The 14,800-nt window shown below is 40.1% G+C and carries 12 protein-coding genes; 9 read left to right on the forward strand and 3 right to left on the reverse strand.

The features are described from left to right. Positions 1-9: 9 nt before the first annotated feature. From BV902_RS15765 to BV902_RS15775, 3 genes are all read left to right on the forward strand, one after another. Positions 10-1,167, forward strand: a complete 1,158-nt coding sequence (locus BV902_RS15765) for an efflux RND transporter periplasmic adaptor subunit (protein ID WP_075992753.1) — start codon at positions 10-12, stop codon at positions 1,165-1,167. Positions 1,168-1,205: 38 nt separating this feature from the next. Then, a complete protein-coding gene (locus BV902_RS15770; RefSeq protein ID WP_075992754.1) occupies positions 1,206-4,376 on the forward strand; it encodes an efflux RND transporter permease subunit in 3,171 nt (1,056 codons plus the stop codon). A 132-nt stretch (positions 4,377-4,508) separates the two neighbouring features. Next, positions 4,509-5,252, forward strand: coding sequence for an HAD family hydrolase (locus BV902_RS15775; RefSeq protein ID WP_237241676.1), 744 nt, complete (start codon positions 4,509-4,511; stop codon positions 5,250-5,252). Here the strand turns inward: BV902_RS15775 and BV902_RS15780 are convergent. Then, complete coding sequence (locus BV902_RS15780; protein WP_075992755.1) at positions 5,199-6,563, reverse strand: hypothetical protein; 1,365 nt, start codon at positions 6,561-6,563, stop codon at positions 5,199-5,201. The two genes, BV902_RS15775 and BV902_RS15780, sit on opposite strands and share 54 nt — an antisense overlap. Before the next feature lie 14 nt (positions 6,564-6,577). Next, positions 6,578-7,183, reverse strand: a complete 606-nt coding sequence (locus BV902_RS15785) for an RNA polymerase sigma factor (RefSeq protein WP_075992756.1) — start codon at positions 7,181-7,183, stop codon at positions 6,578-6,580. Between the two features lie 326 nt (positions 7,184-7,509). Here BV902_RS15785 and lysS point away from each other — a divergent pair, with 326 nt between their 5' ends. From lysS to coaA, 6 genes are all read left to right on the forward strand, one after another. Then, entirely contained in the window at positions 7,510-9,228 is a 1,719-nt protein-coding gene (gene lysS, locus BV902_RS15790; RefSeq protein WP_075992757.1) for a lysine--tRNA ligase, read from the forward strand. 441 nt (positions 9,229-9,669) lie between these two features. Continuing rightward, positions 9,670-10,725 carry a patatin-like phospholipase family protein gene (locus BV902_RS15795; RefSeq protein ID WP_075992758.1) on the forward strand — a complete coding sequence of 352 codons (1,056 nt, stop codon included), beginning with the start codon at positions 9,670-9,672 and terminating at the stop codon, positions 10,723-10,725. A 31-nt stretch (positions 10,726-10,756) separates the two neighbouring features. Then, complete coding sequence (locus BV902_RS15800) at positions 10,757-11,989, forward strand: nucleoside recognition domain-containing protein (protein WP_075992759.1); 1,233 nt, start codon at positions 10,757-10,759, stop codon at positions 11,987-11,989. A 71-nt stretch (positions 11,990-12,060) separates the two neighbouring features. Then, positions 12,061-12,441, forward strand: a complete 381-nt coding sequence (locus tag BV902_RS15805; RefSeq protein ID WP_075992760.1) for a methylglyoxal synthase — start codon at positions 12,061-12,063, stop codon at positions 12,439-12,441. Between the two features lie 12 nt (positions 12,442-12,453). Then, a complete protein-coding gene (locus tag BV902_RS15810) occupies positions 12,454-12,855 on the forward strand; it encodes an OsmC family protein (RefSeq protein WP_075992761.1) in 402 nt (133 codons plus the stop codon). Between the two features lie 132 nt (positions 12,856-12,987). Beyond that, positions 12,988-13,947: a type I pantothenate kinase gene (coaA, locus tag BV902_RS15815; RefSeq protein WP_075992762.1), complete on the forward strand. Its 960-nt coding sequence runs from the start codon at positions 12,988-12,990 to the stop codon at positions 13,945-13,947. Here the strand turns inward: coaA and BV902_RS15820 are convergent. Next, complete coding sequence (locus tag BV902_RS15820; protein ID WP_075992763.1) at positions 13,944-14,792, reverse strand: mechanosensitive ion channel family protein; 849 nt, start codon at positions 14,790-14,792, stop codon at positions 13,944-13,946. The genes coaA and BV902_RS15820 overlap by 4 nt on opposite strands. Positions 14,793-14,800: the final 8 nt, after the last annotated feature.

Raw genomic sequence — 14,800 nt, forward strand, 5'->3', positions numbered from 1 at the left:
ATACAAATCATGAATAAAAGACAATTATTATTCGCTTTCTTCCTTGGGACGGCATTAGTATGGACCTCTTGTGGAAATAAAGATGCAAAAAAGCAAGGTGCAGCACAGGCTCAGGCTGAAAAAGTTGTCCCTGTCAGCTTTGGTGTCGCATCGCATGAGACTGTTACAGGTACAATCAGCTATCCAGCAACAGTCAAACCGTTGAACGAAGCAGATCTATATGCGGAAGTAAGCGGCTATATCACAAAAATATATGTTTCTGACGGTGCAGTAGTTTCCGCAGGACAAGCTCTTTATGAAATTGATGGAACACGCTACAACGCAGCTGTCCAACAAGCTAAAGCAAGCTTACAGGTCGCACAGACTGATTTGGACCGACAAAAAAGAGATTTAGCACGTTACCAGACATTGGCCGATAAAGATGCGATTGCGAAGCAGGTTTTTGACAATGCAGTATCAAATGTAGCAGCTTCTCAGGCACAGGTAGAGTCGGCTCGTGCGGCATTGGTCACTGCAAATACAAACTTATCACGGTCGACGATCCGCGCTCCTTTCAGTGGTACTGTAGGGATATCACAGGTACGTTTGGGAGCCTTGGTTAACCCAGGTACAACCCTATTGAATACTTTGTCTTCAACCAGCCCAATTGCTGTTGAGTTTCAGGTAAACGAAAAGGATATTGCCAAATTTACTCAATTGCAAAGTAGCCATTCATCTTCGGACCTTTCTCTTTTATTGCCAAATGGAAGCACTTATGAAGGCAAAGGAACGATCACAACCATTGACCGCGCAGTTGACCCTGCTACCGGAACAATCAAAGTGCGGGCGACTTTCCCGAACAATGCCAACGAATTGCGGGCTGGTATGAATATTACGATGAATGTATCAACAACCTCGGCTACAGAAGAAGTTGTTGTACCTTACAAAGCGGTCTTTGAGCAGCTCGGGGTATTTAACCTTTATGCGGTGAATGATAGCAGTAAAGCCGAAATACGTCAAGTAAAATTAGGTATTAAAGCTGGTGATAAAATTGTGATTAAAGAAGGTGTCAAAGACGGTGAAAAGATTATCGTCGACGGTACCATGAATGTCCAAAATGGAGTTAAAGTAGTTGATGCTGCTGTCGCTGCCCAACAGGCTGCCAAAGGAGCACCTCAAGGAAAATAACACCATTAATTTTTTAAAGAGAATCTAAAAGATATAGAATGATTTCAGAAGTATTTATTAAGAGGCCAGTTACCGCAATCGTTATTTCGATATTGATTTCAATTATCGGGATCATTGCAGTATCCACGTTGCCAATTAGCCAGTATCCTTCTATTGCACCTCCAACAGTAACGGTTACGGCCAATTACACCGGAGCTGATGCACAGACGGTTGAACAAACCGTGACAACTCTTATCGAGAGTCAGATCAATGGTACACCTGGCATGATTTATATGTCGTCCAATAGTACGTCAAATGGTCAAGCAACAATTACGGTGACATTTGAAGTAGGTACGGATATCGATATTGCGACCTTAGACGTACAAAACCGCGTGGGAATCGCTGAACCAGCCCTTCCCGAAGCTGTGAGACGTCTGGGAATTACGACCCGTAAAGCCAATAACGATATCCTGATGTTGGTTGCCTTAACTTCACCAAAAGGAACAAGAGATGAAAATTTCTTGGCCAATTACAATAACTTATACGTTAAAGATGCGCTCTTACGTGTGAAAGGTGTCGGTGACGTAACCGCTTTTGGTCAGCCGTTTTCAATGCGTGTATGGCTAGATGCAAATAAATTGGCTAATCTAAGCATGACCCCGGCCGATGTATCGACAGCGATTGCGGAACAAAACTCCCGCATACCTGGTGGTAGTGTGGGTGGACGTCCACAAGAGTCTTCGACAGTATTTGAATATCCAATCATTACCGATAGTGACCTTTCGAATCCGGAAGACTTTGAAAACATCGTTGTAAAAACCAACAAAGATGGATCTATCGTACTTTTAAAGGATGTTGCACGTGTTGAATTGGGTCAATTTAATTATGGTACATCATCTACCGTAAATGGTATGACCTCATCTGCGATGATGATTAACCAGACCCCGGGAGGAAATGCCGTAGAATCCGCAGAAGGTATTGTGACAGCATTGGAAAAATTAAAGAAATCTTTTCCAACTGACGTAGATTATACCATCAGTTACGAGACAGTTTCGGTAGTAAATGCCTCAATTTCTTCGGTTATCCATACCCTAGTTGAAGCATTGATCCTGGTAACAGTGGTGGTATTTTTCTTCCTTCAAAGCTGGAGGGCAACATTAATCCCCGTATTGGCAATTCCTGTATCCATCATCGGTACATTCATCTTCTTCCTGATGTTTGGCTTTTCGGTCAACAACCTGACCATGCTCGCCTTTGTATTGGCCATCGGTATTGTGGTGGATGATGCCATCGTTGTGGTGGAAGCTGTCCAGCACTATATCGACCATTATAAGCTGGATGCAAAAGAAGCGACACGTCGCGCCATGGGCGATATCACCGCTCCGGTTATTGCAATTGCATTAATTTTGGCTGCCGTATTCGTTCCTGTAGGTTTTATCCCTGGGATGGTCGGTAAATTGTACCAACAATTTGCCATCACGATCGCTGTGTCCGTTATGTTGTCTGCATTTATTGCCCTTTCGTTGACCCCAGCATTATGTTCGATTTTATTAAAACCAACAGCAGTACATGAAGGTGCCAAAGGTTTGAATAAATTTTTCTACAAATTTAATGTCTGGTTTGAAAAGGTGACCATCAGATACTCCAATGGTGTAAAACAAGCAATCAAAAAAGCACCACTTGTATTGATCATTCTGTTGTGTATTTTTATCGGAACAGGCTGGATGTTTACAACCAAACCGACAGGATTTATTCCTTCGGAAGATGGTGGTGCATTTTTTGCAGGTATTACTTTGCCGGAAGGTTCTTCTTCTGCACGTACTAATGAAGTCCTTAAAGAGATTGAAGCCGATCTACACAAGACTTTCCCTGAAATCAAGTATGTTACCGCAATTTCTGGTATCAATATCCTAAACCGCGCGTTTAAATCCAATGGAGCAACAGTGTTCGTTTCTCTTAAACCTTGGGAAACCCGTACACGTACTGCAAACGATATCGCTGGAATGATTATGGGTAAATACATGGGTTATACCAAAGCACGGGTATTGGCGGTAACACCGCCGGCAATTCCAGGTTTAGGTACATCTGGAGGTTTCTCTTTGCAAGTACAGGATTTACAGACTGTAAATATCAAAGATTTCGAAGCAACAGTCGGCAAATTCTTGATGGCAGCCAACCAACGTCCGGAAATTGGAATGGCCTACACGATGTTTAATACCAATTCTCCAAACTACAAATTGGAGGTCAATCGTGAACAGGCAAAACGTATGGGCGTGCCTATCTCAAGTATTTATTCGACAATATCATCCTATTTGGGAAGTAGCTATGTCAATGACTTTACAAAGTATGGTCGTAGTTACCGTGTCGTGACACAAGCTGATATTCCGTACCGTATGAATATTGAAGACATCAACAAATTGTATGTCAACAATGTTTCTGGGAACCCTGTACCGATGGGTACACTGGTCAAGTACGAATTAATGACAATGCCTTCAATCATCAACCACTACAATATCTTTAGAAGTATCGAGATTAATGGTAGTTCGGCTCCCGGTTTCTCATCTGGAGATGCATTGAAAGCTTTGCAAGAAGTGGCTGCACAAACATTACCAGAAGGTTTTGACTACCAGTTCTCCGGTCTATCTCTTCAAGAGATGCAATCCGGGTCAAAGACCATCCAAATTTTTGCCTTATGTATCCTGTTTGTGTTCTTACTATTGGCTGCCTTATACGAAAGTTGGTCTGTACCTTTCTCCATTTTGTTATCTGTACCACTAGGTGTATTTGGGGCTATATTAACCCTAACATTAATCCCTACATTGGATAATAACATCTATGCACAGATTGGTCTGGTCACCATCATTGGACTTGCTGCTAAGAATGCGATTCTAATCGTTGAGTTTGCTAAGGAACGGGTTGATATTGGGATGAACCTTTATGAAGCGACATTAGATGCTGTAAAATTGCGTTTACGACCAATTATCATGACGTCCTTTGCCTTCATCTTGGGGATTATTCCATTGATGCTATCCCATGGAGCTGGAGCAATTTCTCGCCAAACAATCGGTTGGACGGTATTTGGTGGTATGACTGCAGCCACACTCCTAGCGATCTTTATCGTTCCAGTGCTATTCGTTGTGATTACACGTATGGCATACGGTAAGAAAAAATTGGCTGAATTAGAAGCTAATTTCGATGAAGAGAAAGCGAAAAATTTAAGTTCACACTAATTATACGCTGCCTCTGTGAAGAATCCACACGGAGCTAACAGCAAGAAGCCTTTCCTTGTAACAAGGGGAAGGCTTCTTTTTTGCTCGTCCAATTATATTTTTTTTATTTTTACAGCTCACTATTAAAAGTATATGTCACCTGAATCACAACGAAAATTTGAATTACTAAACCTTCTTGCCGAATCCTATGACGCGCTATTATTTGATGTCGATGGTACCCTGGCTGATAATATGGATGCACACAAGCAATCATATAAGGCTGCAGCTCAACAATACGGGGTCGAGTTGGACGTCAATTTGATTGATGAAACTGCCGGATGGCCCACTGTGGCTGTTGCAGAGGAAATCAGCAAACGCTATGGCGTAGATTTCGATTATCAAGAATTTTCAACACTAAAGTCTACCATTTTTCGAGACGAGTATGTTTTCAAGACTAAGCCTGTAGATTACGTTGTTGAACATCTAAAATATCAGAAAGGTAAAAAACACATCGCTGCCGTTTCAGGAGGAACCAGAACAACCTTATCCATGACCTTAACCACCATTGGTGTATGGGATGATTTGGAAACACTGGTTTGTGCTGGAGATACAGCTGAGGGAAAACCTTCACCCCAACCCTTTCTTTTGGCAGCGGCTCAATTGAATATTGCTCCGGAAAGATGCCTGGTCTACGAAGACGGATCCCAGGAGTTGAAGGTGCGAAAGCCGCAGGAATGGGTTGGGTTCGCGTTGATGAAATTTAATAAATCCCGATTTGCAGACTATAAAAAAAGCCGCAGTAAACTTCAAGCTTACTGCGGCTTTTTTATAGCATTATGCTATTTAAAAACTAGTAATTATTTTCACTCCCCCGTTGCTATAGTTCAAATCGGATGATTTCAAATTTCCGATTGGAGCTTTATAATAAGGCTCTACAGAAATGGATAATTTTCCAACTTTCTGTTTCCGACCAACTGAAAAATTAATAAAGCCGTTCACACCTTTATCATCAACATTTTTGTCTTGGGATTTTTGTCTGTACTCCGTATTATTTGTTTCATAGATCGTTGCCCGTTCCTGATCCAATACACCAACATAGGATACACCGACTGAGGTATAGAAATTCTTGTTGATCGCATATCTAACATCCAATGGGATATCAACTGTTAGGATTTTACCTGACACTCGTTCATTACTCTTTGCATCTTTTGCATCTGCTGCCCGCATCGCAAAGGAATTATTCAAATTCGATTGAGAAATATAATTTGGCGCATCTGCATTAAGAGAATTTGATCCCATTGCAGGAGTAATGGGTGAATTACCCGAAACAGCTCCATAATGTTGAATGGAAGCTCCTGAACGAAGACTTACCTTACTCGAAATATTATAGGCTAGTGCGACCCCACCGCCCAGCGTTATACTTTCTGACGTAGAGGCAGGTGATACAAAAGCGCCCATTTCCCATTTCTTATCTTGGTTAACGTTCGTGTGTACAACACTATTCCTTGCCCCACCTTGTTGCGCAGCATACAATTGTGATAGTTTTGCAGCATCGCGTTGCGTTTGATTAACAGGCGACATAAACCCTGAATTGGCCGAAGCAATAACGGCACTACTATTCGTCACAGTGGTATTTGTTGACGCGCTTACTCGTTCCACTTCACTTTCCGTTAGACCAACCTGCGCTGAAAATGAATTATTTTTCAATTGCATGGACTGCAGCCTTCTTAAATCGGCTGATACAGCCACATCGTGGCCCCGCATTAATTGCCCAGTACTCAATACCAAGTGGTGATTGTCCAAATTTTCAGTTGAATGGTCCGTTGGCACAGAATAGGTATAGGGCTTCTTCGCCGATAATACCTCTGCACTCACAATCCTATCGCCCGTAACATCCGATAACGAACGCTGTATCGATCCTTTTAAATCCTTATGATCACCTAAAACATCTTCGCGTTCCGGCAGATGTGTCAAAACGACAGCAGGTAAATCAGTCTCCACATTCGTCTTTAGCCCCCAATATCCTACACCAAAACACAATAACACAGCCGCAGCAGCACTCCAATACTTCCAATTAGAGGAACGATGTGCTGAAACGCCATAATTTGAGGCAAATTTCTCCCAGGAACCTTCTTTATAAGGTAGTTCATGGTCTTTTAATTGTCCAATGATCTCTTCTATCAATTCCTTTTTCTTATTGTCTTTCATCGTAACAACAATATTTATCTTATTTCTTGAACTACGCCTGTATAATCCAAGTATAATTTTCTAAGTTTTTGTTTCGCTCGCGTCAGATAAGTCCTTGACGTACTATCTGGTATATTAAGCATCTGGGCAATTTCATCATGTGAATACCCCTCAATTTCATAGAGATTAAAAATAGTTTTTTGAATTTCAGGGAGCTGATCGAGCAGACGCATAATCTCATTGACCTCCAGTCGACTGTCCAATTGTACTGCCGGTGTATGCATATCCCCTTCTCCCAAATCTTCAACCGAATAAAACTGCTTTTTACTTCGTAAAAAATCAATCGAAATATTGGCAGCAATTCGTCCTATCCATGCTCTAAACGATTTTTCGAGATTTTCATCTTCAATATCCCTATTAAATGATTCCAATTTTCGAAATACCCGAACAAAGCTTTCATTCACGAGCTCTTCCGCGTCCACATCCTGTTTTACATAACGAATAATAATAGCCATGAGATAACCATAATACTTCTTATAAACGAAAGCCTTGCCGTCCTCACGATCGCGCAAGCAACGCTCTAAGGCATCATGTAAAGATGATAGCTTCTTGTTATAAAAATATGACCGAATTATGCCCACTTAAACCATTTAATTATTAAGTTTCAAACTTAGACAAATTGCCTTTCATATGCAATCAATAACACATGCCATGTAAACAATCTATCGAATTCTCCCCTTCATTATGAACGTTTTTTTCGAGGAGATAACGAAATTAAAATTATAAAACTCAAAATCAAATAGTCGAATGTCCCCTTGTAATAATATCACTATTTAACTATTTTTATCCCATATAACGGAATGCCATTTCCTTTCGCTACAGTGTTTTCAAAAAAAATCCATAAAAAGAATTGAAAAAAATGGCTATTTTTGCGTGATTTTCACATTTTAAATATTATTCATACCGAATGAGTACTGTATTATCCGAACAGGAACAACTTAGAAGACAAGCGATGCAATCGTTGTTGGATATGGGAATTGATCCATTTCCAGCAAACGAATTTGTCGTCAATGCACATGCTGCTGATATTTTAGAAAATTACGATAGAGATAAATTGAATTATAAGAACATTACCATTGCTGGACGTATCATGAGTCGTCGTGTGATGGGTAGTGCTTCGTTCTTTGAAATTCAAGACTCTACCGGACGTATTCAAGCTTATATTAAGCGTGACGATGTATGTCCTGATGAGAATAAAGACCTATACAATGTCGTTTTCAAAAAGCTATTGGATATCGGAGATATCGTTGGTATCAAAGGCTATGTCTTCACAACACAAACCGAGGCTATTGCAGTACACGTAGAAGAACTTACCGTTTTATCCAAATCGCTACGTCCCCTACCTGTCGTTAAATCTGCAGAAGGTAAAACTTTTGATGCCTTTACAGACCCAGAGCAACGCTATAGAATGCGTTACGTGGATTTGATCGTAAATCCAAGTAACAAAGACATATTTATCAAACGTACGAAGCTTTTCAATGCCATGCGCCAGTTCTTTAACGACGCGGGGTATATGGAAGTAGAAACACCTGTCCTACAATCCATTCCAGGCGGTGCTGCAGCACGTCCGTTTATTACACACCATAATGCTTTAGATATTCCATTATATCTTCGTATCGCCAACGAGCTTTATTTAAAAAGACTAATCGTTGGTGGATTTGATGGTGTATACGAATTTTCTAAGAACTTCCGTAATGAAGGAATGGATCGTACCCACAATCCAGAGTTCACCGCAATGGAAATTTATGTAGCCTATAAAGACTACAATTGGATGATGGACTTTACAGAACGTCTGTTAGAACATTGTGCCTTGGCTGTAAACGGTACGACTGAAGCTACCTTCGGGGAACATAAAATTGACTTCAAAGCACCATATAAACGGATATCGATGACAGATTCCATAAAGGAATTTACTGGATTTGATATTACTGGAAAATCTGAAGACGAAATCCGTATTGCCGCCAAAGGAATGGGCATTGATGTAAACGAAACCATGGGTAAAGGCAAATTGATCGATGAAATTTTCGGTGCAAAATGTGAAGGAAACTACATCCAACCAACATTCATTACAGATTATCCAAAAGAAATGTCTCCTTTAACGAAGAAGCACAGAGATAATCCTGATTTAACCGAGCGTTTTGAGCTGATGGTTTGTGGAAAAGAGATTGCCAATGCTTATTCAGAGCTTAATGATCCAATTGATCAACGCGAACGATTTGAAGATCAATTGCGCCTTTCTGAAAAAGGTGATGATGAAGCCATGTTTATTGATCAGGATTTCCTTCGTTCATTGGAATATGGAATGCCGCCGACCTCTGGACTTGGAATCGGTATGGACCGTTTAATCATGTTCTTGACCGATAATGCGTCAATCCAAGAAGTTCTTTTCTTCCCACAAATGAGACCTGAAAAAGTCGCCAAAGTAGCAGAAGTGAAAGATTATGAGGAACAAGGTATTCCTGCAGCTTGGGTTCCTGCCTTACAAAAAATGGGCTTTACAACCATTGAAGCTTTAAAAGAAGCGAATCCGAACAAGGTTTTTAATGACCTTGGTGGTATGCGTAAAAAACTGAAACTAGATATCAATATGCCAACGAAAGACGAAGTATTTGCTTGGTTCAATTAAATCGGTATCTATAATCGCTAAAAAAGCTGCCTCAATAAAATTTGAGGCAGCTTTTTTTGTTTAGAGCGATCTTGTAAAAATGTTTAAAATGGTCCAATGCGACCCACAAACCCCGAGATTCCTTTCTGTAGTATCTCCGATCCTATCAGATTTGTATAATCCGCTCATCAGCCTCTATATTAACAGGGAGATTACAGGGGGTTAACAGGGGTAAACCCTTGTTAATACCCTGTTAACCCCCTACAATAAGTATGGTAAATCCCCATCAATTCAGAAGCTGTTAAGAGGATAGCACGATGCTATGCAACGTAATGCAGCTAAAAAGATGCGCTATGCATTTAAGCACAGGATATATGACACAATTGTCACCAATATATGACTCCCGTCAATTGGAGACATTTATTATATTTACATATCGTTAACTAAGTCAGTTTTTAGCATATGAAGAATATTCTTGCGCTTGATGGTGGTGGTATCCGGGGTATCATTCCTGCAATGGTTCTTGTCGCTCTGGAAGAGAAGTTACAAAAGCAGACCATGGATCCCAATGCACGGATTGCTTCCTACTTTGACTTTATTGCAGGTACAAGCAGCGGCGGAATTCTGACTAGCATTCTTTTGTATCCGGAAGAAGGCAATCCCACCCATCCGAAATTTTCTGCGCGAGATGCCTTAAATCTATTTGTTAATCATGGCACTGAAATTTTCAACGCTTCCAAATGGCGGCGTTTTTTAGGTGGATTTGGTCTTGTCAGCGAGCTCTACTCGTCCAACACATTATCAGACGTTTTGGATGAGTATTTTCAAAATGCACGATTGAGCCATCTTATCAAACCCTGTATCATCACTGCGTATAACATTGAATTACGGAAGAATCATTTTTTTAGACAACAAAAGGCAATTACACACGGCGAAGCAAGGGATTTCTACCTTAAAGATGTTTGCAAGGCTACGTCCGCTGCACCCACATTTTTTCCTGTTGCAGAGATCTATTCGCTTTCAAAAACAAGATACCCTTTGATTGATGGCGGTGTGTTTGCTCAAAACCCCTCAATATGTGGTTTACTTGAAGTTTTAAAGGCTTTTAACAGCACGCAGATAAACGACATGTTTATGGTATCCTTAGGTACAGGAATGTCAAAAACAGCTTATAATTACGAACATTTTAAAAAGAAACTTGCTATACAAATCGGTCCCGCTTTAGTTGACATTATGACAAGTGCATCTTCTGAAAGTACCGAATTTTTTATTCGGCAACTATTTCAAAGTAACGGTAAGCAACAGAATTATCTCCGCATAGAACCAGCCAATCTATCGAGCATCAATGCATCATTAGATGCAGCCTCGCCCAACAATATACAGAAGTTGATCTCCTTATCCGATAAAATGATCAGTGAGCATGAGGATACATTGGATTATATCGTTGCGCATCTCATTAAAGAAAAGAGTCAAAATAAGAAGAAAAATCCATGGAGCCAGTTGATGGATAAGTTCTAAAAGATTACTTTTACGCATATTTTAAATCTATATGGCATTAAACTACGTTTGGGTTGCATTTTTCTTAATCACATTTGCCGTAGCCCTTGTAAAACTAATCTTTTTCGGAGATACGGAAATCTTTCAGCAAATTGTAAATTCAATCTTTGACAGTGCAAAAACAGGAGCAGAAATCTCTTTAGGACTGATCGGCATGATGAGTTTTGCACTTGGGATTATGAAAATTGGCGAAAAAGGCGGTATGATCAATATCTTCGCAAAAATCGTGGGCCCTTTTTTCCATAAACTATTCCCAGAGATACCCAAAAATCACCCTGCGCTTGGTTCTATTCTTATGAATTTCTCGGCTAATGCACTAGGATTAGATAATGCGGCAACGCCATTAGGGCTTAAAGCCATGAAAGAACTCCAGGAGCTCAATCCAAATAAGGAAACAGCTACCAATGCACAAATCATGTTTATTGTGCTCAATGCATCTAGCTTAACCCTCTTGCCCATTTCAATTATGGCTTATCGGAAAGAAGCTGGTGCACCAGATCCTTCAGATGTATTTCTGCCAATTCTGATCGCAACCTTCTTTTCCACATTGGTGGCATTGATTCTCGTTTCCATCTACCAAAAAATCAATTTATTTAATCGTGTAATTCTAGGATACCTGGGAGCAATGGGACTATTTATCGGTGGACTACTTTATTACTTTTCAGGACTCCAACAAACAGAAATTGAAATATTCAGCAAGGTATTCGGCAATCTTATTTTATTTAGCTTATTCACCTCTTTTATAGGTTTGGCTCTTTTCCGTAAAGTGAATGTATACGATTCATTTATAGAGGGTGCCAAAGAGGGCTTCGAAGTCTCTGTAAAAATAATACCCTATCTCGTCGCGATGCTTGTCGGTATCGCTGTATTTAGAGCATCAGGAACCATGGACTATATGGTCGCTGGAATTTCCAAAGCTATCGCATTATGTGGTCTAGATACATCGTTTGTAGATGCTTTACCTGTAGCCTTTATGAAACCGCTCAGTGGATCCGGTGCACGCGGACTTATGGTCGATTTGATGAATGCCAAGGGGCCAATGGACTTCGCTGCCAGGGTTGCTTGTGTTATTCAGGGATCAACAGAAACTACTTTTTATGTCCTCGCGGTATATTTTGGTGCAGTGGGAATAAAGCGTACACGACATGCATTACCCTGCGCTCTGCTAGCTGAATTGGCTGGTGTGATAGCCGCAATTATTATATCCTATATATTTTTTAAATAGTATACAAAACGGATCTAGAAAGGTTCTGTTTTTAGATTTGAGCCGATTCTTTTACATATAATTATATACTGATGAAAAAAACAATTGCACTAATAGCCCACGACGGCAAAAAACCTGAAATGGTCGCATTTGTCAAAGACCACCAGGAATTATTGGAGCGCGCCAATATCATTGCCACAGGTACTACGGGATCTTATGTTAGACAGACGGGCTTGCCTGTGGAATTGAAATTGAGTGGCCCCATGGGTGGTGATGCACAAATCGCAGCTTTGGCGGCCGAAAGAAAAGTTGATGGTATTATTTTCTTTCGCGATCCACTCGGAAAACACGCACATGAACCAGATATTCAAATGCTCATGCGTGTATGTGATCTTTATAATGTCCCTTTGGCAACAAACCCTGCAACAGGAAGCCTCATCATTGAAGGGCTATTAGAAAACGTGGAATCATAATTTTAATCGCTTATGGACAATGAAGTAATCGTTTCAATAGGGAAAATACCCTATACAACTACCGTACAATACGGCAAGCATCAAATAACGGTTGATGAACCCGAAGATGTAGGTGGTGAAGATCAGGGCATAAACCCTACTCCACTATTACTATCCTCTTTAGGGAGCTGCAAAGCCATTACAGTCAAAATGTATGCTGACCGCAAAAACTGGCCCCTGGAAGAAGTGCTGGTGCGTTTATCTTATGAGGTGCAAACAAGTGAACAGCAACAAACGACCTATATACAATGCTTTATTAGCTTTAAAGGAGATTTAGATGAGGTTCAAAAGCAGCGTTTGTTTAAAATAGCTGAAAAGTGTCCTGTTCATAAAATATTAACAAATCCTATTGTAATAACTTCAAATCATTTATAATGTTTCTTGGGATAACGGATAACACTATTTATATTTGTCCGCGCAAAAAAGACCTTTAATTTCGATAGAATCGAATAGTAAAGGTTTACTTGTCCTGCAATATAGATATTTGTAATAAAAATAAAGCAAACGATGCAATTGGATCCGCAAATAGCAATAGACTCGCCTTTTAGATCGATCAAACGGGAAGATTGGAAAAATTTAAACGGGAAGGTATTGCACAATTTCAGTGTCGAAGACCTGGAAAATCTACATGCACTGAATGAACCTTTGACAAATCAGGAAATAGAAGAAGTCTACTTTCCCTTAAGTCATCTACTTGAGATTCATATTGATCGTTTCCAGAGTCTTCACCAGCGTACAAACCGGTTCTTTGGCAAAGAAGAGAGCAAACTGCCTTATATCATTGGTATAGCTGGGTCGGTCGCTGTCGGAAAAAGTACTACTGCCCGGGTTTTGCAGCGCGTCCTAAGTTTACTCCCATCCAAACCGAAGGTTGATTTGGTGACCACAGACGGTTTTCTATACCCCAACCAACAACTTATCGAACGCGGTATTCTAAACCGAAAAGGCTTTCCTGAAAGCTATGATGCTAAAAGATTGATTCATTTTCTTTCAGCAGTGAAATCAGGGGCTCCAAAAATTGCGGTACCAGTATACAGCCACTTGGTCTATGACGTCTTGCCAGACGAACAGCAACAAGTGATTGAACAACCCGATATCCTCATTGTAGAAGGGATAAATGTATTACAAGTCAATTCCCAACGACCACGAAAGGGACATAGCGTATTCGTTTCCGACTTTTTTGATTATTCAATCTATGTACATGCCAGCGAGAAAAATCTTATTGAATGGTATACCAATCGATTTGAATCACTGCGTGCTACGGCATTTCAAAATCCGGCTTCATTTTTCCATAAATATGCAAATATGACAGTTGATGAAAGCCATGCCATGGCTGTAAATATCTGGAACGAAATTAATAAGCCCAATCTACTTAAAAACATTTTGCCGACTAGATATCGCGCGGATCTCATTTTAGAAAAAGGAAGCCACCACTTTGTTAAAAATGTCAAAGTAAGAAAGATTTAACCCTGCATTCTTGTAAACTGGAGGATTTCATTTAATATGTTGCTCTGGACCTGTTGATGTATTTTGTTGCTGGAAGAGATTGTACTAACCTCAACTTTATACTTGATATAGTCTTTAGTCATGTCGGCGACCTTAATTGTAAAGCCCTGGGAATGATCTAAATTTGGATTTTTCTGAAATAATGGGCTTAAATACTGTTCCAATTCCGCCACTGCAAATGAGCGATCGATCGGCAATTCAAACTTTACAACAATTTTATTTGACTTTTGAGAAGTCTTATTGACCAACGTCGCTGTAAACACCAAATTATTGGGAATCATCACAGCATCATCATCTTCATCGCGCACAACCAGATTGGCCAATGTGATATCAACAATTTTCCCCTGATATTCACCTATTTTTATGCGATCTCCTACAGAAAATTGATCCGAAAACATAATAATTAAACCGGATATCATATTCGTGATATATTCTCTAAAAATTACCGCAATCGCCATTGCGACAATTGTCATGCTGGTGATAAAATCTTTTGGATTAATACCAACCGCTATCATTAGGCTGACTATAATAAAAAAAACATTACCTACTGTAGCCACACGTGTAATTCCGAGCACAAAATTACCCCGGACAACCTGCTGTTCATTTCGACTGTTGTATAGTTTTACAAGGATAAAATGACCGATTGAGATCAGGACACTAGCTGTTAGAAAAGTATTTAAGCCGTAAGCCATATTCCGGATAACCTCCCGCTGCGTATAAAAGGTTTCAAATTGAACAAATGATGCCGTTAACGCAATTAGCAGTATAATTCGTACAATAAAAGAAATTGAAATTGGTTTTGTCATTTTTTACA

Source organism: Sphingobacterium sp. B29 (assembly GCF_001952815.1).
GTDB lineage: Bacteria > Bacteroidota > Bacteroidia > Sphingobacteriales > Sphingobacteriaceae > Sphingobacterium > Sphingobacterium siyangense.